The following is a 21,964-nucleotide window of genomic DNA, read 5'->3' on the forward strand; positions in this document are numbered from 1 at the left end:
TTCCCGTAGTTCCCGAACCCCGCGCGCAATCCGCGCCGGATTCGGCCGACTCTAAAGCCGGTTGGTCATTAATCAACACATCGGGTCCTAGCATTTGCACGTTGCCACAGCCTGAAGCGGCAGGGTTGCCCAAATGCTACGGTTAACGTCCCATGGCGGGGCGGCTTGCCCGCGGGGCGTTACTCCGGCGCGCCGCCGGAGCCCGAATCCTCGGCCGGCTCCTCGTTCTCGGGCCGGGTTTCGAACACCTTGTCCACGATGCCGAACTTCATCGCCTCGTCGGCCTCGAGGAAGGTGTCGCGGTCCATTGCCTTCTCGATGTCGGAAAGGCTCTGGCCGGTATACTTGACGTAAAGATCGTTCATCCGCTGCCGGATGCGCAGGATCTCGCGCGCCTGGATCTCGATGTCGCTCGCCATGCCGCGCGCGCCGCCCGAAGGCTGGTGAACCATGATCCGCGCGTTCGGCAGCGCAATCCGCATGCCCGGTTCGCCCGCGGCCAGGAGGAAGCTGCCCATCGAGGCCGCCTGCCCCACGCAGACGGTCGAAACGCGCGGCTTGATGTACTGCATGGTGTCGTGGATCGCCATGCCCGCCGTCACCACACCGCCGGGCGAGTTGATGTACATGCTGATCGGCTTGGACGGGTTCTCGCTTTCGAGGAAGAGCAGCTGGGCCACGATCAGGCTGGCCATGTTGTCTTCCACCTGGCCGGTCACGAAAACGATCCGCTCGCGCAGGAGGCGGCTGAAAATGTCGAAGCTGCGCTCGCCGCGGCTGGTCTGCTCGACCACCACCGGCACCAGCGCGCCCGTCACCGGATCGCGGGTGAACTGTCCCTGCGAAGCGTGGGCATCAGTGCCGAACAGGTCGATCATGCAAAAGTTCCTCTCGTCAGAAGTGCGACGGGCTATGTCGCGATAGCGGGCGCGATGTTCAAGGGGATTAACCTTCGCGGCGCGATTTGTCCGCCGATGCATGCTACCGCTTGCTTTGCCCGGGCGCAGTGGCAGGGTGGGCGGATGAGCCACGGCCCCCATATGCACCGCCACCGCGCGGGCCGAGTCCCCCGCCCGGCGGCGGGAGCGCGCCCGGCATGATCGAGCTCGATCCGCGGATCTTCCTGTTCGCGGTGTTCGGCCTGGCGCTGATCGCGGCGGTCCCGCTTGAACGCAAGCTGGGCCGATATTGGCTCTCGGTGCCGATCGTCTACGTCGCGGCCGGCTATCTCCTGTGGTCGCTCCCGCTCGGCCTGCCCGCGATCAATCCGGCGCGCGACGGGTTCGACGCGCTGACGCTGGAATACGTGACCGAGTTCATCGTGATCGCCTCGCTGATGGCCGCGGGGATCGCGATCGACAGGCCGGTGAGCTGGATCAACTGGCGCCAGATCTGGCCGCTGCTGGGCATTGCCATGCCGCTGACGATCGCCGCGGTCGCCTTCCTCGGCTGGTGGGCCCTCGGCCTGGCCCCCGCCAGCGCGATCCTGCTCGGCGCGGCCCTGGCGCCGACCGACCCGGTGCTGGCGCGCAGCGTCCAGGTCGGCCCGCCGGGCGAGAACCAGCGGCACGACTTGCGCTTCAGCCTGACGGCAGAGGCGGGGCTGAACGACGGGCTGGCCTTCCCCTTCACCTACCTCGCCATCGCCGCGGTCGGGATGACCGCGCTGGGCAGCTGGACGCTGGAATGGGCCGCGCTCGATCTCGTCTGGCGGATCGCGGCGGGGGTCGCGGTCGGCTGGGCGGTCGGGCGCGGCGGCGCCTGGTACGTCTTCGAACGCGAAGCCGACGCGCCGCTCGCCGATATCGACAGCGACCGGCCCTATTATTCGACCAGCGAAGGGCTGATCGTGCTCGGCACGCTGCTGCTCGCCTATGGCGCCGCGGAACTGGTGGGCGGATACGGGTTCCTGGCCGTGTTCGTCGGCGCGGTGACCGCGCGCCAGCGGGAAAACGCCAGCCGCTATCACAAGATCAGCCACCATTTCATCGACCAGATCGAACAGATCGTGCTGGTCGTCGTCCTGTTCGGTTTCGGCGCCATGCTGGCCAGCGGCGTGCTCGACGCGCTGACCTGGCCGGCGGCGCTCGTCGGGCTGGCCCTGATCTTCGTCATCCGCCCGCTGGCCGGGCTCTGCGCGGAAAGCCTGTCCAGCCTGCCGCTGGCGGGCAAGCTCGCGGTGGCCTTCCTCGGCGTGCGGGGGATCGGTTCGATCTACTACATGGCCTATGGCCAGTCGCACGCGTCGTTCACCGGCCTCAGCACGCTATGGGCCACGGCCAGCTTCGTGATCCTGGTCTCGATCCTCGTCCACGGCGTCGTGTCGGGCCCGATCATCACCCTGATAGAGCGGCGCGGCGACCACATCCATGTCGGCAGCGCGGCGGAGATGCTCGCCCTCTCGCCGCCCCCGCGCGACGACGAGGAGCCGACGAAGGACCCGGACGACTGATCCACGCCCGCGCGGGTGCCCTGACCGCACAGGCCGGCGAGCGGGCATGAAAAAGGGCGGCGAACCCGGTCGTTCGCCGCCCTCTCGATACCGTCGCCGGGGCGCGGTCAGGACTTGGTCGCCGCCTTCTTGGCCGGTGCCTTCTTCGCCGGCGCCTTCTTGGCAGGAGCCTTCTTCTTCGCCGCCGGCTTCTCGTCGGCGGCCTTGTCCGCGTCAGCCTTCTTCGCGGGGGCTTTCTTGGCCGGGGCTTTCTTCGCAGGCGCCTTCCTGGCGGCGGGCTTCTTCGCCTCGCCCTCGGCATCGTCGGCCTTCTTGGCAGGCGCCTTCTTCGTCGCGCCCTTCTTGGCCGGGGCCTTCTTCTTCGCCGCGGGTTTCGCCGCCGCTTCGTCTTCCTCGGCCTCGATCGCGGCCTCCAGTTCCTCGCGAGTCACTTCGCGATCGGTGATCTCCGCTTTCTCGAACAGGAAATCGACCACCTTGTCCTCGTAGAGCGGCGCGCGCAGCTGGGCGGCGGCCATCGGCTCGGACTGGATATACTGCATGAACCGCTCGCGGTCCTCGGCGCGGTACTGCTGGGCGGCCTGCTGGATCAGCATGCTCATTTCCTGCTGGCTCACCTCGACGCCGTTCTTCTGGCCGATTTCGCTAAGCAGCAGGCCCAGGCGCACGCGGCGCTCGGCAATGCGGCGGTAATCGTCCTTCTCGCCCTCGATTTCCTTCAGCGCCTTGGCCGGGTCCTCGTCGCGCGAGGCTTCCTGCTGGAGCTGGGCCCAGATCTGTTCGAACTCGGCATCGACCATGCCCTCGGGCACCTCGAAATCGTGGCCAGCAGCCAGCTGGTCGAGCAGCTGGCGCTTCATCTGGGTGCGCGTCAGGCCGGCGGTTTCCTGCTCGAGCTGGCCGCGCAGAAGTTCCTTCAGCTTGTCGAGGCTCTCGAGGCCGAGGTTCTTGGCGAACTCGTCGTCGATCTTCGTCTCGTCCTCGACCTTCACCTGCTTCACGGTGACGGCGAACTGCGCTTCCTTGCCCGCCAGGTGCTCGGCCGGATAATCTTCGGGGAACGTGACGGTGACGGTCTTCTCGTCGCCCGCCTTGGCACCGGTCAGCTGTTCCTCGAAGCCGGGGATGAACTGGCCCGAACCGATCACCAGCGGCGCGTCTTCGGCCTTGCCGCCCTCGAACTCGACCCCGTCGATCGAGCCGGTGAAGTCGATGATCAGCTGGTCGCCCTCGGCCGCCTTCTTCGTCTTGGCCGCGTCCTTGTAGCTCTTCTGCTGGCCGGCGATCCGTTCCATCGCCTCGTCCACCGCCTCGTCGCTGACCGGCACGGTCAGGCGTTCGAGCGCGAGGTTGTCGGTTTCGGGCGCCTCGATCTCGGGCAGGACTTCCAGCTCGACGTCGAGCACGGCGTCCTTGCCTTCCTCGTACCCTTCGCCCAGTTCAACCTTCGGCTGCATCGCCGGGCGCAGGTTCTTGTCGCGAATCAGCCCGTCGACCGATTCGCGGATCGTGTCGTTGACGACCTGGGCATGGACGCTTTCGCCGTGCATCTTGCGGATCAGGTTGGCCGGCACCTTGCCGGGGCGGAACCCGGGCATGCGCACCTGCGGGGCGATCTTCTTCACCTCGGCATCGACCCGCGCCTCGATATCCTTGGCCGGAATGGTCACCTGGTAACCGCGCTTGAGGCCTTTGCTGGTGGTCTCTTTGATCTGCATGATGCGAACTTAAGCCTTTTCGAAATCGCGTTTTGTCGAAGGGACACCGGGCCGGAGAACTGGTGCGGGCGAAGGGACTCGAACCCCCACATCTTTCGATACTGGTACCTAAAACCAGCGCGTCTACCAGTTCCGCCACGCCCGCAACCCGAACGAAGCCGCGCGTGGAAACCCACACGAACAGGGGAGCGCCCTTAGAAGGGCGGGCCGAAAAGGGCAAGCGCCGCGATCATCCGAAGCACCGCGACGGAACGGCGGCGGGGCGGCCCGCGTTTCGATGGCGAGCAGAAAGGAACGATCCCATGGCGACACAACCCGATCCGGCACCCGACACGATCGAGCCCGGGGCGCCCCCCGAGGCCCCGCCCGAGACGCCGGTGCCCGAACAGCCGATCCGCGAACCGGGGGAGATCGATCCGCCCGGCCCGGATACCGACGTGCCCGACCGCAGCCCGCTGGAAACGCCGCCCCCGCCCGACTGAGTCGCCCCTGCACCGGCCGCCCCGCGGCCCGTCACCGTAAACCCGCCCGCCCGACGCCTCGGGCCGGCATTTCGATATTGCAGGGCCCCGCGCCGCGCACTAGGGCGCGCAGCATGAGCGACGAGACCAGCACCGACACCCCGCCCGACCGGCTCTCGGTCAACCCGCGCAGCGAGTTCTTCGATGCCGAGAAGCTGCAGCGCGGCGTCGGTATCCGCTTCAAGGGGCGGGTGCGCACCGATATCGAGGAATACTCGATCTCCGGCGGCTGGGTGCGGGTTCAGGCCGGCAAGACGGTGGACCGCAAGGGCCAGCCGCTGACGCTGAAGCTGAGCGGCCCGGTCGAAGCCTGGTACGAAGACCTGGGCGAAGATCCCCCCGTCGCCCGCGCCTGAGGGCGATCAGCTTCCGTAACGGGCGAGCGCGGCAGCGATCGGATCGCCCGGGCTCCCCGCGCGAACCGCGGCCTGCTTGCGGCGCGGCAGGGCCTTGCGCTGCGGCGCGGCCTGGACCGCGCCCCGGCCGGCGGCCATGCCGCCCGGTGCCGGCGCGATGTCGGAGAATGCCGAGAGGAAGGCGCGCGACGGGCCGCTGTCGGCGACGCGGCTATCGGGGCCGCTCGCACGGCGCTGCGGCACGCTCGGCCGGCTGGCCGGGCTCTCGCTGCGCGCATCGGCCAGGCGCACCTGCGGCAGGTTGGGCTTTTCGGAATAGATGAAACCGTGCACCGGCCACGGCGTCGTGCCGAGATCGCCGATCGGGTGATACCAGACCCGCACCTGGCTCCAGTCGTTGGCCGGGGAGACGTCCACCGCCTTCACGTTGCGTTCGATCTGCCCGCGCCGGCCGTTGATCGGCGACCAGTTGGCATGATCGAGCAGGACGGTGCGGCTGTCGATCACGCGGCTCACGGTCGCCACATGGCCCAGCCGCATGGAGCGGTGGGGCATGAAGGCCATGACCGCGCCCACCCGCGGCTCGTTCCCGCGTTCGTACCGCCCGGCCGCCTGGTCCCACCAGGTATGGGCATCGCCGTAGATCTGCACCCCCGAAAGCTGCCGCGCATAGGGAACGCATTGCAGGTAGGGCGGCAATTCGTTGCCGGCCTGCGCCCCACGACCGGGATCGAAAGAGGCGCTTGCATCCGCGAGCGCCGGCGCCTGGAGCGCGCAAATGCCGGCAGCCGCGGCGATCAGGGCAATTGTCCTCATGCGGCAAGGATTTGCCGCCTTGTCCTTAAAGGGGCCCTGCCCGTCATGGTTAACGCGTGTTAAGGATCGCGCGCGCCGCTTGCCAAGCGGGGCGATAGCGGCCACCTGCCATGACCATGACCCGCAAGCCCAACGTCATCATCATCGGCCGGCCCAACGTCGGCAAGTCGACGCTGTTCAACCGCCTCGTCGGCAAGAAGCTGGCGCTGGTGGACGACCAGCCCGGCGTCACGCGCGACCGGAGGTTCGGCGATGCCACGATCGCGGGGCTGGAATTCACAGTGGTGGATACCGCGGGGTGGGAGGACGACGATCCCGAGACCCTGCCCGGCCGCATGCGGCGCCAGACCGAGGTGAGCCTGGAAGGGGCCGACGCGGCGCTGTTCGTCGTCGATGCCCGCGCGGGCCTGACCCCGCTGGACGAGGAAATCGCCCGCTGGCTGCGGAGCCAGACGGTGCCGGTCGTGCCGGTGGCCAACAAGGCGGAAGGCAAGGCCGGCGAAGCCGGCGTGCTGGAAGCCTGGTCGCTGGGCTTCGGCGAGCCCGTGCCCCTGTCGGCCGAACACGGCGAAGGCATCGCCGACCTGTTCGGCGCGCTCTGGCCGATCATCGGCGAGAAGGCCGAAGGCGTGAGCGAGGGCGTTGCCGTGCCCGATGCCGAGGATAGCAAGGACGGCGAGGAAGACGGGGACGGTGACCTCGGCCCGTTGAAGCTGGCGATCGTCGGGCGACCGAACGCCGGCAAGTCCACCCTGATCAACCGCCTCCTGGGCGAAGACCGCCTGCTGACCGGGCCCGAAGCGGGGATTACGCGCGATTCGATCGCGGTGGACTGGCAGTGGACCGATCCGTCCAGCGGCACCGTGCGCGACATTCGCCTGATCGACACGGCCGGGATGCGCAAGAAGGCCCGCGTGACCGAGAAGCTGGAAAAGCTGAGCGTCGCCGACGCCCGCCGGGCGGTCGATTTCGCCGAAGTCGTCGTCCTGCTGCTCGATGCGACGAAGGGGCTCGAACACCAGGACCTGAAGATCGCCGACATGGCGCTGCAGGAAGGCCGCGCGCTGATGGTGGCGATCAACAAGTGGGACGTGGCCGAGAACGCGTCTTCGCTGTTCAACGGCATTCGCGCCGCGCTCGACGAAGGGCTCTCGCAGGTCAAGGGCCTGCCCCTGTTCGCGGTCAGCGCGCGCACCGGCAAGGGCCTCGACACGATGCTGGGGGCCGCCTTCGAAATCCGCCAATCCTGGTCGAAGCGAGTCCCCACCGCCGCGCTCAACCGCTGGTTCGACGATGCCCTGGCGGCCAATCCGCCGCCCGCCCCCGGCGGCAAGCGGATCAAGCTGCGCTACATCACCCAGTCGAGCACCCGCCCGCCGCGGTTCGTCGTCTTCGGGACGCGGCTCGACATGCTGCCCAAGAGCTATGAACGCTACCTCGTCAACGGCATCCGCCGCGAACTGGGGTTCGAGGCGGTTCCCGTGCGGGTGGTGCTCAAGAGCCCCAAGAACCCTTACAAGGCCGGCTGATGTTCGACTTGCTCTCTTCCGGCGGCAGCCTCGCCATCGAGATGCTGGAACGCACCGCCAGCACCCCGCGCGTGCAGCAGATGGTGCAGCTTTCGCTCGCCCCCGCCTTCCTGCTGGGCGGCATCGGCGCGATCATGAACGTGATGATGGCGCGGATGATCTGGATCGCCGAACGGATCGAGCGGATCGAACGGCGAATCGAAGATGGCAAGGCCGGCGATGGCGAAGTGCGCGAGCTGCCGTGGCTCGGCCAGCGCCGCCGCCACGCGCAGAAGGCGGTCGTGTTCTCGACCGCGTCGGCCGCGGTGATCAGCGTGGTCATCGCGCTGCTGTTCATCAGCGCCTATATCGAACCGCAGATCGGCACGATCACGGCGATCGCCTGGGTCCTCACGATGGTGCTGCTGATTATCGGGCTGGGCTTCTTCCTGCTGGAAACCCGCCTCGCGGCAAGGGGGGTGCGCCCGGCGCGCGGCACCAAGCGCGGCCCCCGCGACCACCGCACCTGAGGCCAACGACTTGAAGCCGGCCGCGGTCAGTCCTCTTCGCCGGCGGGCTTGCTCTGCAATTGGACGTAGTTCTGCAGACCCATCCGTTCGATCATGTCGAACTGGGTTTCGAGGAAATCCACGTGCTCTTCCTCGCTTTCGAGGATGCGTTCGAAGATCTCGCGGCTGACATAGTCGCGCACGCTTTCGCAATGTTCGATCGCGTCGCGCAGCAGGGGAATCGCCTCCTGCTCCATCGCCAAGTCGGCCTTGAGGATTTCCTCGACCGTCTCGCCGACCTTGAGCTTGTGGATCGCCTGGAAGTTGGGAAGCCCGTTCAGGAACAGGATACGCTCCGCCAGAATGTCGGCGTGCTTCATCTCGTCGATCGATTCGTGCCGCTCGTACTCGGCAAGCCGCTCGACCCCCCAGTCCTTGAGGACGCGATAGTGCAGCCAGTACTGGTTGATGGCGGTAAGTTCGTTGGTGAGCGCCTTGTTCAGGAACTCTATGACTTTCGCATCGCCTTTCACCGGGCGCCTCCATGGGTCGGGAACAGGGCCGCGAATATGCGCCCCGAGACCCGCGCTGGCAAGGGCACGAGGGCTAAAAAATGGCGGAATTCCGCCATTTGCGAGCGATTAGCGTTAGCCGCGAAAGTCAGGCCGCACAGGCCGGGAGGAACGCCATTTCACGTTCTTCGGCCAGGATATCCTCGGCATCGTCCAGGCACTGGCCGCAGTTGGGCCGCTTGCCCAGCGCGGCATAGACCGCCTCCGCGTCCCCGGGGCACCGCCGCGCCGTGCGGCGCAGGTCGCTTTCCCTGATGGCATTGCAGATGCAGACGTACATTTCAGCTCCTGCGAGTGATTCGCAGTCGCCAATTTATGCAAAGTCTTCGCAATAGCAAGTCCTGTCAGCGGGCGATCGGAAACAGCCGCCAGTAGGTCAGGCAGCGCCACAGCCATTCGAGCGGGCCGTAGCGATACCGCCGGAGCCAGGGCTGCGACCAGGCGAGCATGGCGATCCAGGCAAGAAGCACGATCCCGTAGAGCGCGGGACGGCCCAGCTCGCCGAACAATCCCCCCGCCCAGCCATGGAACACGAACAGCATGACGATCGAGGTGCCGAGGTAATTGGTGAAGGCCGCCCGCCCGGCGGCGGACAGGCGCGCCGCCAGCCATCCGTTCGCCCGCGCGCCCCAGAGCGCGAGCAGCGCCGCGAGGCCGAGCGTCATCGCGAGGCGCGGCAGGGGCGAAAGGCCGAGGAAAGCCGTGAGCGTGGCGTAATACGTGAACCCGGCCCCCTTCACCCAGAGTGCGATCAGCGCCGTCAGCAGCCCGCCGCCGAGAAGGCCGATCCAGCCCCACCTGCGTTGCCGCGCCGGGTCGAAGCCGCCGCTGAACAGGCCGAGGCGGAACAGCCCCATGCCCACCAGCATCAGCGGAAGCGTCTCCAGCAGCCAGAGCATGACGTAGAATCCCAGGTCCCCGGCATGGCTGCCGACGTTGTGGGCCACGAAGTCGCCGTAGGAACCCTCTGCGATGATCGCGGTTTCGGCCTCGGCGTCGGCCAGTTCGCGGGCCATCTCGCCGTTCAGCGCCTCGCGCATCTCGGTATAGGGAGCCTGCTCGCCCATCGGCGTGTCGACGACGAAATAGCTGGGCCCGATCATCGCGGCATAGAGCAGGGCCCCGGTGACATAGCCGAGCAGGCCGGTCACGAGCTGCGCCTTGGCCGACCAGCGCAGGCACAGCACCGCGACCAGACCGCACACGGCGTAGGAAAAGAGGATATCCCCCCGCCAGACGAGGAAGAAGTGCGCGAGGCCGAACAGGCCCAGCCACAGCAGCCGCCGCACCTGGAGCCACCGGCTCGCCCCCCGGGCCCAGGCCCTGTCCATGAAAAGGACCAGCCCGGCACCGAAAAGCAGCGTGAACAGCCCGCGCATCTTGCCGTCGACCAGGATGAACTGGGCCACCCACGACCAGTCCGACACCGGCCCGTGGGGCACGGTGAAGGCGCCCGGATACATGTAGGCGGCAAGGGGCTGGCCGAAGGCCACGATGTTCGCGGCCAGGATGCCCAGGACGGCGATCCCGCGAATGAAATCGAGGCTGCCGATCCGCTCCTGCCGGCCCACCGGCGCGCTCGCCGGCTGGTCCGGAGTATGCCCCGCGCCTGCCCCGTCGTTGGCCGCCGTCATGTCCGTTCCCCTTCGTCCGCTCCGGTCATAGCACCGCGGCGGGCGGTGGAAAGCCCGCAGGTGGCGACTAGCCCGCGCGGCAACGCCAGCGGGGGCGCGGGCTAGCGGGTCACGAGACAGGCATGGCCGGCCGCCTTCAGCCGGTTGCAGGCTTCCTGCGCCGCCGCCCGGGTGGCAAATCCGCCCGCCTGGAGCTTTGTCAGGCGGCCGGCGGGGACGAGCATCTTCGACGCCCCGGCGAGGGCCGGCAGCCCGCCCAGCCGGCGCCAGAGACGGTCGGCATTGCCGCGGACCGAGAACGCGCCCAACTGCACCCGCCACGGGCCCCCGGCCTCGCGCGGCGGTTCCGGCGCAGCGGGCGGCGCGGCGCCTGCAGGCCGTGCGGCGGCCGGCGTGGAAGCTGCCGGCGGCTCGGCCGGCGCGCTCGCCGTGGCGGGGCGGGCATAGTCGGCCCCTGCCTCGGCCGGGCTGCCCGTGCCCGTCACGCGGCTTGCCTCCGCGATCGCGGCACGCGCCGCGGCGACCGAGGGGGAGATACCGGCGCTGGCGATCGGGCCGGGCACGCGGCCCGAAGTCGCCGGAACGGCCGGCGGCGCGCTGGCCGCGGGCGGCGGGGCGGTGGCCGCCCCCGTGCCCCCGCCCAGCGCGAGGTCGGCCGCGGCGAGTTGCTGCGCGCGCGTCGCGTCGCTCTCGCGCTTCAGCGACTGCGCCATGACTTGCGCCTCCTGCCTCTGGGCCAGCGGGACGTAATCGTCCATCTGCCGGATCGCAGGCGCGGCCTGCGGCAGGCCGGCGGCATTGGCCAGCGTCAGCAGCGCATAGGCGCGGACCCAGTCCTTCGCCACCAGGTCGCCGTTGAAATGGGCAATGCCCAGCAGGTACTGCGCGCGCGGATCGCCGCGTTCGGCGGCCGCGGTGACATAGGGCAGCGCCTCTTCGCGGCGCCCGGCCTGGAACAGCATCAGGCCATAATTGTCCGCCGCCTTGATGTGCCCCTGCGCCGCGGCGCGGGCATAGAACACCTCCGCCCGGGCGGGATCGCGCTCGACCCCGCGGCCGAGGCGATAGGCCTGGGCCATGTTGAACTGCGCGTCGGGGTCGCCCTCTTCGGCCGGGGCGCGCCATTCGCGTACGGCGGCGGCATAGTCCCCGCGGCTCCACGCATCGACCCCCGCCTTGACGTCGGCGAGCGCGGGGCTTGCGACAAGCGCGGCCAGCGCGGTGAACAGCGGCAATCTTCGTGCGAACCTCATGATCGGGCGCGTCCTCGGTTTCCTCGACGGAAGCCTGACATAGTGAACACTCCGTTAGCAAAGGGTTTCTAACGATCAGCCCCCGGCGCGCCGCCCTCCGCAGGCCGCTCGTTAACCCAAAATTAGGGGTATCCTGCGATCTGCATACCCGGCCCGCTTTCATGCGGTGGACAGGACAGGAACAGCAGGGGGACCAGCCTGTGCGAGTATTGGCATTGGCGTCACAAAAAGGGGGTTCGGGCAAGACCACGCTTTCGGGCCACCTGGCCGTGCAGGCCCAGCGCGCCGGCGCGGGGCCGGTCGTGCTTATCGACATCGACCCGCAAGGTTCGCTCGCCGACTGGTGGAACGAGCGCGAGGCTGAATATCCCGCCTTCGCCCAGACCACCGTGGCCCGCCTGGCCAGCGACCTGCAGATCCTGCGCCAGCAGGGCTTCAAGCTGGCGGTGATCGACACCCCGCCGGCCATCACCATGGCGATCCAGTCGGTGATCGGCGTGGCGGAACTGATCGTCGTCCCCACCCGCCCCAGCCCGCACGACCTGCGCGCCGTGGGCGCGACCGTCGACTTGTGCGAACGGGCGGGCAAGCCTCTCGTCTTCGTCGTCAACGCGGCGACACCCAAGGCCAAGATCACGTCGGAGGCCGCCGTCGCGCTGAGCCAGCACGGCACCGTGGCCCCGATCACCCTGCACCAGCGAACCGATTATGCCGCCTCGATGATCGACGGCCGGACGGTGATGGAGGTCGATCCCGACAGCCGCAGCGCGGCCGAGGTCACGGCGCTGTGGAACTATGTCGCCGACCGGCTGGAGAAGAATTTCCGCCGCACCGTCTTTGCCGCGCCCAACGCGGTCTCTCCGGCCCCAGGGGTCTATCGCCCGGCAGGCGGCTTCGGCCGCCGCGTGGCGCAGTAGGACCGCGAACCGGCCATGAGCGACGCCAACTTCGCCTCCCTCAATTCCTCGCTGCTCGCACGCAAGGGCGGCGCGCGCCCGGCCATGCGCCCCCAGTCGGCCCTGGTCGGCGGGCAGATGCCGGCCGAGGGGATCGAGGACCTGGGCTGGAACGACATGGGCGAGGAGCCCGAGCCCCCGCGCGAGGCCGATGTCCTGCAACTGACCCCGTCGCCCGCGAACCCGGCCACCGCGGCCGAGGCGCGCGAGATCGATCACGAGGCGAAGGACCAGCTCGGCGTCGGCTCCGACGAACCCGAAGCGGCCGCCTGGCAGGCCGAAGCGCCCGCCCCGCAGTCGCGCAGCGAAGAATCGCAACCGGGTGAAGACACGGCTGACGAAACGCCGGCCGAACCGGCCGTCCGCCGCCAGCAGGCCGAAATCGCGCAGCGGATGGGCGCCGAGATCGAGCGCGCGGCCCCGCCCGCCCGCCGCTCGGCCCTGGCACGCGGCAAGCGCGCGGCCTTCACGCTGCGGCTCGACGGCGACCGCCACCTGAAGCTGCGGCTCGCCTGCACCGTCCGCAATCGCAGCGCGCAACAGATCGTAACCGAAGCGCTCGACACGCTGCTCGGGACAATGCCCGAGCTCGACAATCTCGCGGCCCAGATCGAACGGCCGGCGGGGAACATGGGGAAGAACCGATGACCCGGACCACCACGACCAACCGCCTCGTGGCAGTGGCCCTGACCAGCGCCCTTGCGACGACCGCCCTTACCGGCTGCACGACCCAGGCCGCGCCGCGCGCCGATCTCTCGGCGAACAAGGCCCAGACGGCGCTGGCGAAAGGCAACGAGGACGCGGCCGTCGCCCATGCCGAGGCCGCCGTTCACGCCGAACCGCGCAATGCCGGCTATCGCGCGATGCTCGGCGCAGCCTATCTGAAGGCGGGCCGGTTCCAGTCGGCCGCCACCAGTTTCCAGGACGCGATGGCGCTGGGCGACAACTCGCCGCGCACCGCGCTCAGCTATTCGCTGGCCCAGACGGCCGTGGGCAATTACCCCAAGGCGCTGGCCGTGCTCGACGACTGGCGCGACGATCTCGATCCGGCCGATCTCGGCCTGGCCCTGGCGCTGGCCGGCCAGCCCGATCGCGGGGCGCAGGTCCTGGCCAATGCCCTGCGCGGCGGCCAGAACACGCCCAAGGTCCGCCAGAACCTCGCCTATGCCTATGCCCTGCAGGGCAACTGGCGCGCCGCCCGCCTGATGGCGGCCGAGGACGTGCCTTCGGACCAGCTCGACGAACGCATCGGCGAATGGGCCCAGGCCGTGCGACCGGAAATGTACCAGGCCCGCGTCGCCCGCCTGCTCGGCGCGCCGGTGGTGCGCGATCCGGGCCAGCCGGTGGCCCTCGCCCTCGCCAACAATCCCGGTTCGGAACAACTCGCGGCCGAGGCCGCGGCGCTGGCCCAGCCGGCGAGCCCGCCGGCCGCGGCGCCCGCCGCCGCCCCGGCTCCGGCGCTAGCCGATGCCCGCCAGGGCGCCGAACTGCCGCCGGTCGAACCGGCGCCGCAGCTTGCGGTCGCCAACCCGCGGGTGGAGAAGCCGGCCGACGTCGAAAGCGCCTTCGCGGCGCCGGCCCCTTCGGGCGCGACACCGGCCCAGATCACCAAGAGCGTCGTCGCGTTCATTTCCGAGCCGGTCGTGCAGAAGATGCCCGCCCGCTACGGCGCGGAAGCGCCCAGGCCGGCCAGGGCCCGCGTGGCCGCGGCCGGCACGGACGCGCCGCGTTTCGAACGCGCCGACGGCAAGCACCTGGTGCAGCTGGGATCGTTCTCCAGCCGCGAGGGCGCTCGCCGCGCCTGGGGCATCTATGCCCGGACATATCCCGATCTCGACCGTTATCGCATGGTCATCACCGAAGCGCGCGTGCGCGGGAAGACGTATTACCGCGTGTCGGCCGGCGGCCTGCAATCGGCCGAGGCGCGCTCCGTCTGCTCGACGGTCAAGGCGCGCGGCGAAGGCTGCATCCAGTGGGCCGAGGGACGCCCGCTGCCCGGCGCGGTGGACAGCGGCGTGCGCATGGCGCGCCGCTGATCGCGTGCGCCGGCCGGGCTGCGCGGCCTAGAGCCGCACCCCACCCTTGAACAGCGCGAGTACGCGCCCCTGCGCGGGCTGACCGTCGAACGGCGTGTTGCCGGCCATCGCCTCCATTTTCCGCCGATCGACGACCCACGGCCTCTCGGGATCGATCAGCGCCACGTCGCCCTCGAACCCTTCGCGCAGAGCGCCCGCCTCAGCGCCGAGCAGGCGCGCCGGCGCGCCCGCCAGCAGGTCGAACGCGCGGGCGAAATCGATCACCCCGTCGCGCACCAGCGTCAGCGTCATCGCCAGCAGGGTTTCGGCCCCTGCCATGCCCGGCGCGGCGTCGGCGAACGGCAGGCGCTTGTCCTCCGGCCCGCGCGGGTCGTGGCCCGAGCAGACGACGTCGATCGTCCCGTCACCGATCGCCTCGATCACCGCCTGCCGGTCGGATTCGCAGCGCAGCGGCGGGGAAAGGCGGGCAAAGGTCCGGAAATCGGCCGTCGCCAGGTCCGAGAGCATGAAATGCGCCGGGGTGACGCCGGCGGTAACGCGCACCCCGCGCGCCTTCGCCTCGCGCACGATGCCGATCGCCGCGCGGGTCGTCAGCTGCCGGAAATGGACGCGCGCGCCGCTCATTTCCGCCAGCGCGACATCGCGCGCGACGGCCAGGGCCTCGGCCTCGGCCGGGGCGGCGGGCAGGCCCAGCCGGGTGGCGATTTCCCCCGCCGTCGCCGCGGCCGAACCGGCCAGCGCGGCATCTTCGGCATGGGTCACGACCACGAGGTCGAGCATCGCCGCGTATTGCAGCAGGCGCAGCATGACCCCCGAATCGCCGATCCATTGCCGGCCGGTGGCGATGCCCCGCGCACCGGCCGCCTTCATCAGCGCGATCTCTGCCAGTTCGCGCCCTTCGAGCGCGCGCGTGGCCGCCGCCAGCGGGTGGACCCAGACATCGGGCTTCCCGCTCTTGGCCAGGTGCGAGACGCGGCTGGGCAGGTCGAGCGGCGGCGCCTGGTCGGGCATCAGCGCCGCGCGCACGATCCCGCCGAAATGGAACGCGGGCTTGTCGACCGCGAAGACCCCCAGGTCCACCAGCGCCGGCGCCACCAGGCCGCCACGGGCATCGATCGTCTCGTCGCCGTCCTGCGGCGCGACGTCGCCGAGGGCGGCGATCCTGCCATCGACGAGCCGCAGGCTCCCCGCCTTCACGCCGTCGGGCAGGACCAGCCGCCCGCCCGTGACGGTGATCGCGCGTTCCTGTTTCATGTCCATTGCCCGTCGTTCCAGCCGGGAACGGCCCTGCCCCGGCGCGTCAGCACGTCGAGGCAGGCCATGCGCACGGCGACCCCCATTTCGACCTGGCGGGTGATGATCGACCGGTCGAGCATGTCGGCCACGTCGCTGTCGATCTCCACCCCGCGGTTCATCGGCCCCGGATGCATGACCAGTGCGTCGGGCGCGCAGCGATCCAGCCGCGCGCGCGTCAGCCCGTAGAGATGGTGGTATTCGCGCGCGGAGGGAATGAATTGCCCGCTCATCCGCTCGGTCTGCAGCCGCAGCATCATCGCCACGTCCGCCCCGTCCAGCGCGGCGTCGAAATCGGCGAAGGTCGCGGCCCCCATCGCCTCCACGCCCGCCGGCATCAACGCCGGGGGCGCGCAGAGGCGAACCGACGCGCCGAGCGCCTGGAGGCAGAGAATGTTCGAGCGCGCGACCCGGCTGTGCAGGATGTCGCCGCAGATCGTGACCGTCAGGCCGGTGAAATCCTCGCTCCCCTCGCCGCGGGCTTCCAGAGCGTGGCGCAGCGCCAGCGCATCGAGCAAGGCCTGCGTCGGATGTTCGTGCTGACCGTCCCCGGCATTGAGGACCGGGCAGTCGACCTTGCTCGCGATCAGGTCCACCGCGCCGCTGGAACCGTGCCGGATGACGATCGCGTCGGCCCGCATGGCGTTGAGCGTGACCGCGGTGTCGATCAGCGTCTCGCCCTTCTTCACGCTCGACTGCGCCGCGTGCATGTTCACCACGTCCGCGCCCAGCCGCTTGCCGGCAATCTCGAAGCTGAGCAGCGTGCGGGTCGAGTTCTCGAAGAAGGCGTTGATGATCGTCTGGCCCGACAGCGCGTCGCAATGCTTGTCCGCGCGCCGGTTGAATTCCACCCACTGTTCGGCTTCGGCCAGGAGGAACAGGATCTCGTGCCGTTCCAGCTGCGCGATACCGGTCAGGTCGCGATGTGGAAATGCCCGCGCCCCCGCTGGGAAGCGGCCGGGAGGATTGGGGGTGCCCGTCGATGCCATCGAAGCCAGCCCCTTAGGGGGCACCGGTGGCGCTGGCAATGCCCTGCCGCCCAGCCCCCTACCCGCCCAGTCCCCTACCCGCCCGGCCCCCTACCCACCCAGCCCCGTACCCGCCCGGCGATACGACCGAACGGCGATCCACCCCCCGCCGCCCGGGCGATGCGCAAAGCCCCTTGTCGAGCGGCATCGGTCGCTCGCACCCTTTCGGCTGGAACCCGTGCCCCGACCGCACTAGGTTGCCGGCAATCGCGCGATTTCAGGGGTTTTTCCGAAGATGAGTTTTGCAGGCAAGGTCTGGCGGCTGCTGGTGGGGATCAAGGACGGGCTGAGCCTCGTCTTCCTCCTCCTGTTCTTCATGGCGCTCTACGCCATACTGACGGCCCGCCCCAGCCCGGCCCAGGTCCGCGAAGGGGCCCTCCTGCTCGAACTCGACGGCGTGGTGGTGGAAGAAAGCAGCCCGATCGACCCGATCGGCGTCCTGCTTTCGGGCGAACCGCCGATCGGCGAGTTCCAGGCACGCGACCTGGTGCGCGCGATCGACGAGGCCGCGACGGACGAGCGGGTGAAGGCGGTCGTGCTCGACCTCACCTCGTTCCTCGGCGGCGGGCAAGTCCACCTGCAGGAAATCGGCGCCGCGCTCGACCGCGTGCGCGCCGCGGAAAAGCCGGTGCTCAGCTATGCCGTCGTCTATGGCGACGACGCGATGATGCTGGCCTCCCACGCGAGCGAGGTCTGGGTCGATCCGATGGGCGGCGCGCTCGTCGCCGGGCCGGGCGGGTCGAACCTCTATTTCGGCGAACTGCTGGAAAACCTGAACGTCCGCGCCCGGGTGTACAAGGTGGGCGAGTACAAGTCGGCGGTCGAACCCTATTCGCGCAACGACATGTCGCCCGAGGCGCGCGAGAACTACCAGGCGCTCTACGGCGCGCTGTGGGAAGAGTGGCAGGCCAACGTGAAGAAGGCCCGCCCCCAGATCCAGCTCGACCGCATCACCGCGCAGCCGGCCGAATGGATTGCCGAGAGCGACGGCGACCTGGCGACCGCCGCGGTGGCGGCCGGGCTGGTGGACGAGCTGGGCAGCAAGACCGAGTTCGGCGAACGCGTGGCCGAGATTGCCGGGGCCGACACCTGGGACGACACGCCGGGCACCTTCGCGCATAGCGAGCTGGAACCCTGGCTGGCCGAGATCGAGCCCGACGAAACGGGCAGCAAGATCGGGGTCGTCACGATCGCCGGACAGATCGTGGACGGCGATGCCGGCCCCGGCACCGCCGGCGGCGATCGCATCCGCGACCTGCTTCTCGACGCGCTCGACGAAGACCTCGCCGCGCTTGTCGTGCGGGTCGATTCGCCGGGCGGATCCGTCACCGCATCGGAGGAAATCCGGCGCGCGATCCTGCGACACAAGGCGAACGACATCCCGGTCGCCGTGTCGATGGCCAATGTCGCGGCCAGCGGGGGATACTGGGTCTCGACCCCGGCCGACCGGATCTTTGCCGAGCCCGAATCGATCACCGGGTCGATCGGCATCTTTGCCGTGATCCCGACGTTCGAGGATGCGGCGGCGCAATGGGGCATCCATGCCGACGGCGTCCGCACGACGCCGCTTTCCGGCCAGCCCGACCTGATCGGCGGCTTCACGCCCGAGGTCGATGCGATCCTGCAAAGCTCGATCGAGGACGGTTACCGCGATTTCCTCGTCCGCGTCGCCGAATCGCGCAATCTCACGCCCGAGCGGGTGGACGAGATCGGCCAGGGGCGCGTGTGGGACGGCGGCACCGCGCGCCAGCTGGGCCTGGTCGACCAGTACGGCGGCCTCCAGGATGCGATCGCATGGGCCGCCGCCCAGGCCGAGCTGGAAGAAGACGACTGGCACGTCGAATACCTCGGCGACGACGCGCAGCCTTACGAATCGCTGGTCCGCCAGATGGTGACCGGCGAAGCCGGCCGGGGGCTGGATGGCGGGGGCGGGGATCTCTTCGCCGTCGTCGCTCGCGGCGAACAGGCCCGGATCGGCCAGGCTGTCCGGACGTTCGAGCGGCTTCTCGGCGCGCGGGGGATGCAGGCCTACTGCCTCGAATGCCCGCCGCCGGCGGCCGCCCGGGCGGAAGATACCGGCCGGGGCGGCTGGCTGGCGCGGCTGGCGGCCCTGCTCGACTGACCGACGGGCAAGCGGTTCGCCTGCAGGCAGAGACCGCTTGCCATTCGCCCGTCCCCATGGCAAAGGCGCGCCCCTGCCGCAGAGGCAGCCTTTTGCAAGGCCGTCGGGCGGGCGCGTAGCTCAGTGGTAGAGCACACCCTTCACACGGGTGGGGTCGCAAGTTCAATCCTTGCCGCGCCCACCACGATCTCTCCGTGGATGACCGGATTCGTGGTGCCATCGGCACGGCCGCGCCGGCGGCCGGGCGGTCCCGCGCGGGCTGCGCCGCCTACCCCTGGCCGGCGTGCGGCAGCGTCGCCTTCACCCGCAGCATGGCGATCGCGGCGACGAGCCAGCTGGCTGCCGCGAAGAGCATCGTCCACACCGGCTCCCCCGGGAACAGGGCCTGCATGATGCTTCCGGTCACCGTGGCCACCAGCAGCTGCGGGATCACGATGAAGACGTTGAACAGCCCCATGTAGATGCCGAGCTTGGCCTGCGGCAGGTTGCTGGCGAGGATCGCGTAAGGCATCGCCAGGATGCTGGCCCAGGCGATCCCGATGCCCACTTCCGCCACCAGCAGCATCGTCGCGTCGCGCACCGCGAAGAACATCAGGAAACCCGCCGCGCCCAGCGTGAGGCAGATCGAGTGGGTCATCACCTGCCCGACCTTTCGGCTGAGCCAGGGTAGCAGGAGGAGCGCGGCCACCGCCGCAACCCCGTTGTAGACGGTGAACAGCACGGTGACCCAGTTCGCCCCCTCGTTATAGGCGACGCTGGTCGTATCGTTGCTGCCGAACACGTACTGGGTCACGACCGGCGTGGTGTTGATCCACATGATGAACAGCGCCGACCAGCTGAAGAACTGGACCAGCGCGAGCCGCTTCATCACCGGGGGCATTCCGGAGAAATCCCCGACGATGCTGGAAAGCATGTTCGTCGTTCGCCCGCGCCGGGCCAGCCCTATGCCGAGCGCGCTGAGAATGCCGTAGGCGACCAGGAGCGCGCCGAGCAGCAGGACTTCCTTTTCGAAGCCGGCCCAGTCGACCGACAGGAGCACCGCGACCCCCGCGGCGATCCAGAGCGCGCTGGCGCGATAGCTCTTGCCCGCCAGCGCATCGACCGGCGGGGCCGGCGCGCGCGCCTGCTCTTCGGCAAAGGCCGCCTGCTGTTCGGGGCTGTATTCGCGCGTCGTGAAAACCGTCCACATGACCGCGGTGAACAGCGCGATGCCGCCGGCCCAGAAGCTCCACTTCACCGTCCCCGGCAGGCCCCCGTCGGCGGCGAGGTTGCTGACGCCGGCCTGTTCGAGGAACCAGGGGAAGATCGAACCGACCACCGCGCCCGCGCCGATGAACGCGGTCTGCACGGCGTAGCCCGCCGCGTGCTGATCGGCATGTAGCATGTCGCCCACGAAGGCGCGGAAGGGTTCCATCGAGATGTTGAGCGAGGCGTCGAGCAGCCACAGCATCGCCGCGGCGAACAGCAGGGGCGCGCCGAACGCCGGGCTGAGCGGCATGAGGAACAGCGCGAGGGCCGACAGGATCGCCCCGGCGAGGAAATAGGGGCGGCGGCGCCCCAGTCGGTTCCAGGTCCGATCGGACAAGTGGCCGATGATCGGCTGGACCAGCAGCCCGGTCAGCGGCGCGGCGACCCACAGCGCGGGCAAGTCGTCGATGCTCGATCCCAGGGTCTGGAAGACGCGGCTCATGTTCGCGTTCTGCAGGGCGAAACCGATCTGGATGCCGAAGAATCCGAAGCTGATGTTCCACAGCCCGGCGAAGCTCTGGCGCGGCTTCTGCCGCAGCACCTGGTCCATGCCCTGTCCCTCGTCCCTGTCCCGCGGATCTTCGTCCGCGTGCAATCCTCGCTTCCCCGATCGCTTGCACGGCAGCGACCGGCCGCCAAGTGCGTATACGAATACGTTGGCCGGTCAGGCGGCGCCGCTGCTGCCGCGGACGACCAGCTTGCCCGGCAGCTTGCGCGGGGGCAGGTCGCGCCCCTCGATCTGGGCCAGCAGGGTCTGGACCAGGGCCTGGCCGGCACCCCGGATGTCCTGCATCACCGTGGTCAGCGGCGGGGTCGTGAGGCTGGCGGCCGGGATGTCGTCGAAGCCGACCACCGCGACATCTTCGGGCACGGCGCGCCCGGCATCGGCCAGGGCGCGCATCGCGCCGATCGCGATCAGGTCGCTCGCGGCGAAGATCGCGTCGAACGCCTGCCCGCTGTCGAGCAGCGCCTGCGCCGCGGCGCGCCCTTCCTCCTCCGTGGTCAGCGCGTCGAACTGCAGCGAGCGATCGAAGGCGAGGCCGGCCGCTTCCAACGCATCGCCCAGCCCGCGATAGCGGCCGGCAAACTCGGGATAATGGTCGTCGGCATGGCCGAGGAAGGCGATCCGGCGGCGGCCCCGGGCGATCAGGTGCTCGCCCGCCAGGCGGCCCGCGGCGACATTGTCGGTCCCCACGGTCACGCCGCTGGTGTCGCTGGAAACCGATCCCCAGCGGGCGAAATGCGTGCCCTGCCGGGTCAGCTGCTCCATGCGTTCGCGGTAGCGGGTGTAATCGCCATAGCCGAGCAGGATCAGTCCGTCGGCCCGGTGGCTGTCCTGGTACTGGACGTGCCAGTCGTCCTCCATGCGCTGGAAGGAGATCAGCAGGTCCAGCCCGCGGTCGGCGCAGGCCCGGGTGATCGATCCCAGCATCGCGAGGAAGAACGGGTTGATCATGCTGTCATCGGGCGTCGGGTCCTCGAAGAACAGAAGCGCGATCGTGTTCGAGCGCTGGCTGCGGAGCGAGGACGCGTTCTTGTCGACGGTGTAGTTGAGTTCGCGCGCGATCCGTTCGATCTTCGCGCGGGTCTTGGCGCTGACGGCCTTGTCGCCGCGCAGCGCCCGGCTGACCGTCGGCTGCGAGACCCCCGCGGCATAGGCGATGTCGAAGCTGGTCGGACGGCCGGTCGGCTTGCGCCCCATCGCTCCTCTCCTCTGGCAGGGGTGCCGCATGGCCCCCGCCAGCCTGCATAGAAAAGCCGCGCAGAACGGGCAACGGCGGGGCGCCGAAACCCCGCGCGGGCGGCACCGGCCGGCCTCGCGTGCGCCGCAACAACATACGTATGCTGTCTTCCGCCCCCGATCGCACCGGACCTATGCGGGGCATCGACCGGGCGCCGCGGTGACGCGCTGCCCGCGTGGGACTGAAGATTTTCGCCCAGG

The 21,964-nt window shown here is 69.5% G+C and carries 20 protein-coding genes and 2 tRNA genes; 10 read left to right on the plus strand and 12 right to left on the minus strand.

What is annotated here, in order from left to right; all coding sequences use genetic code 11:
- Positions 1-179 precede the first annotated feature (179 nt).
- A complete protein-coding gene (locus GRI72_RS10480; RefSeq protein ID WP_160733874.1) occupies positions 180-878 on the minus strand; it encodes an ATP-dependent Clp protease proteolytic subunit in 699 nt (232 codons plus the stop codon).
- Positions 879-1,096: 218 nt separating this feature from the next.
- On the opposite strand from GRI72_RS10480, the gene GRI72_RS10485 reads away from it, so the two are divergent.
- Complete coding sequence (locus GRI72_RS10485; RefSeq protein WP_160733875.1) at positions 1,097-2,452, plus strand: cation:proton antiporter; 1,356 nt, start codon at positions 1,097-1,099, stop codon at positions 2,450-2,452.
- Between the two features lie 107 nt (positions 2,453-2,559).
- On the opposite strand, the gene tig is transcribed toward GRI72_RS10485, so the two are convergent.
- Entirely contained in the window at positions 2,560-4,170 is a 1,611-nt protein-coding gene (gene tig / locus GRI72_RS10490) for a trigger factor (protein ID WP_160733876.1), read from the minus strand.
- A 60-nt stretch (positions 4,171-4,230) separates the two neighbouring features.
- Positions 4,231-4,315, minus strand: a tRNA-Leu gene (locus GRI72_RS10495).
- A 157-nt stretch (positions 4,316-4,472) separates the two neighbouring features.
- Here GRI72_RS10495 and GRI72_RS10500 point away from each other — a divergent pair.
- The gene (locus GRI72_RS10500) at positions 4,473-4,652 is read left to right on the plus strand and encodes a hypothetical protein (RefSeq protein ID WP_160733877.1); all 180 of its coding nucleotides are present in this window, start codon (positions 4,473-4,475) and stop codon (positions 4,650-4,652) included.
- Positions 4,653-4,765: 113 nt separating this feature from the next.
- Entirely contained in the window at positions 4,766-5,047 is a 282-nt protein-coding gene (locus GRI72_RS10505) for a DUF3297 family protein (protein WP_160733878.1), read from the plus strand.
- A 6-nt stretch (positions 5,048-5,053) separates the two neighbouring features.
- On the opposite strand, the gene GRI72_RS10510 is transcribed toward GRI72_RS10505, so the two are convergent.
- Positions 5,054-5,863 carry a CHAP domain-containing protein gene (locus GRI72_RS10510; RefSeq protein ID WP_160733879.1) on the minus strand — a complete coding sequence of 270 codons (810 nt, stop codon included), beginning with the start codon at positions 5,861-5,863 and terminating at the stop codon, positions 5,054-5,056.
- A gap of 110 nt (positions 5,864-5,973) precedes the next feature.
- On the opposite strand from GRI72_RS10510, the gene der reads away from it, so the two are divergent.
- Both der and GRI72_RS10520 read left to right on the plus strand, forming a co-directional pair.
- Positions 5,974-7,392 (plus strand): ribosome biogenesis GTPase Der, encoded by a 1,419-nt coding sequence (gene der / locus GRI72_RS10515; protein WP_160733880.1) that lies wholly within the window; start codon positions 5,974-5,976, stop codon positions 7,390-7,392.
- Positions 7,392-7,901 carry a DUF2721 domain-containing protein gene (locus GRI72_RS10520; RefSeq protein WP_160733881.1) on the plus strand — a complete coding sequence of 170 codons (510 nt, stop codon included), beginning with the start codon at positions 7,392-7,394 and terminating at the stop codon, positions 7,899-7,901. Before der ends, GRI72_RS10520 begins: the two co-directional genes overlap by 1 nt.
- A gap of 26 nt (positions 7,902-7,927) precedes the next feature.
- On the opposite strand, the gene bfr is transcribed toward GRI72_RS10520, so the two are convergent.
- The 4 genes from bfr to GRI72_RS10540 form a co-directional block, all read right to left on the minus strand.
- Positions 7,928-8,413, minus strand: a complete 486-nt coding sequence (gene bfr, locus GRI72_RS10525) for a bacterioferritin (protein WP_160733882.1) — start codon at positions 8,411-8,413, stop codon at positions 7,928-7,930.
- 127 nt (positions 8,414-8,540) lie between these two features.
- Positions 8,541-8,732 carry a (2Fe-2S)-binding protein gene (locus GRI72_RS10530; protein ID WP_160733883.1) on the minus strand — a complete coding sequence of 64 codons (192 nt, stop codon included), beginning with the start codon at positions 8,730-8,732 and terminating at the stop codon, positions 8,541-8,543.
- A gap of 64 nt (positions 8,733-8,796) precedes the next feature.
- On the minus strand, positions 8,797-10,086 hold the full coding sequence (locus GRI72_RS10535; protein ID WP_160733884.1) for a DUF418 domain-containing protein: 1,290 nt from the start codon (positions 10,084-10,086) through the stop codon (positions 8,797-8,799).
- Between the two features lie 101 nt (positions 10,087-10,187).
- Positions 10,188-11,339 (minus strand): SPOR domain-containing protein, encoded by a 1,152-nt coding sequence (locus tag GRI72_RS10540; RefSeq protein WP_160733885.1) that lies wholly within the window; start codon positions 11,337-11,339, stop codon positions 10,188-10,190.
- A gap of 200 nt (positions 11,340-11,539) precedes the next feature.
- On the opposite strand from GRI72_RS10540, the gene GRI72_RS10545 reads away from it, so the two are divergent.
- The 3 genes from GRI72_RS10545 to GRI72_RS10555 are packed head-to-tail and all read left to right on the plus strand — an operon-like array spanning position 11,540 to position 14,331.
- Complete coding sequence (locus tag GRI72_RS10545) at positions 11,540-12,256, plus strand: ParA family protein (protein WP_160733978.1); 717 nt, start codon at positions 11,540-11,542, stop codon at positions 12,254-12,256.
- A 15-nt stretch (positions 12,257-12,271) separates the two neighbouring features.
- Entirely contained in the window at positions 12,272-12,943 is a 672-nt protein-coding gene (locus tag GRI72_RS10550) for a hypothetical protein (RefSeq protein WP_160733886.1), read from the plus strand.
- On the plus strand, positions 12,940-14,331 hold the full coding sequence (locus GRI72_RS10555) for an SPOR domain-containing protein (RefSeq protein WP_160733887.1): 1,392 nt from the start codon (positions 12,940-12,942) through the stop codon (positions 14,329-14,331). The genes GRI72_RS10550 and GRI72_RS10555 overlap by 4 nt, the downstream gene beginning before the upstream one ends.
- 27 nt (positions 14,332-14,358) lie before the next feature.
- Here GRI72_RS10555 and GRI72_RS10560 read toward each other — a convergent pair whose 3' ends face one another.
- Positions 14,359-15,585, minus strand: a complete 1,227-nt coding sequence (locus GRI72_RS10560; RefSeq protein WP_160733979.1) for a dihydroorotase — start codon at positions 15,583-15,585, stop codon at positions 14,359-14,361.
- Entirely contained in the window at positions 15,582-16,613 is a 1,032-nt protein-coding gene (locus tag GRI72_RS10565; protein ID WP_160733888.1) for an aspartate carbamoyltransferase catalytic subunit, read from the minus strand. The genes GRI72_RS10560 and GRI72_RS10565 overlap by 4 nt, the downstream gene beginning before the upstream one ends.
- Before the next feature lie 274 nt (positions 16,614-16,887).
- Between GRI72_RS10565 and sppA the strand changes: the two genes are divergently transcribed.
- The gene (gene sppA / locus GRI72_RS10570; protein WP_160733889.1) at positions 16,888-18,774 is read left to right on the plus strand and encodes a signal peptide peptidase SppA; all 1,887 of its coding nucleotides are present in this window, start codon (positions 16,888-16,890) and stop codon (positions 18,772-18,774) included.
- A 109-nt stretch (positions 18,775-18,883) separates the two neighbouring features.
- Positions 18,884-18,958, plus strand: a tRNA-Val gene (locus GRI72_RS10575).
- Positions 18,959-19,042: 84 nt separating this feature from the next.
- On the opposite strand, the gene GRI72_RS10580 is transcribed toward GRI72_RS10575, so the two are convergent.
- Positions 19,043-20,572 (minus strand): MFS transporter, encoded by a 1,530-nt coding sequence (locus GRI72_RS10580; protein WP_160733890.1) that lies wholly within the window; start codon positions 20,570-20,572, stop codon positions 19,043-19,045.
- Positions 20,573-20,686: 114 nt separating this feature from the next.
- Positions 20,687-21,724, minus strand: coding sequence for a LacI family DNA-binding transcriptional regulator (locus GRI72_RS10585; RefSeq protein WP_160733891.1), 1,038 nt, complete (start codon positions 21,722-21,724; stop codon positions 20,687-20,689).
- Positions 21,725-21,964 lie beyond the last annotated feature (240 nt).

Origin of the sequence: Pelagerythrobacter marinus (genome assembly GCF_009827515.1) — a bacterium.
Taxonomy (GTDB): Bacteria; Pseudomonadota; Alphaproteobacteria; order Sphingomonadales; family Sphingomonadaceae; genus Pelagerythrobacter; species Pelagerythrobacter marinus.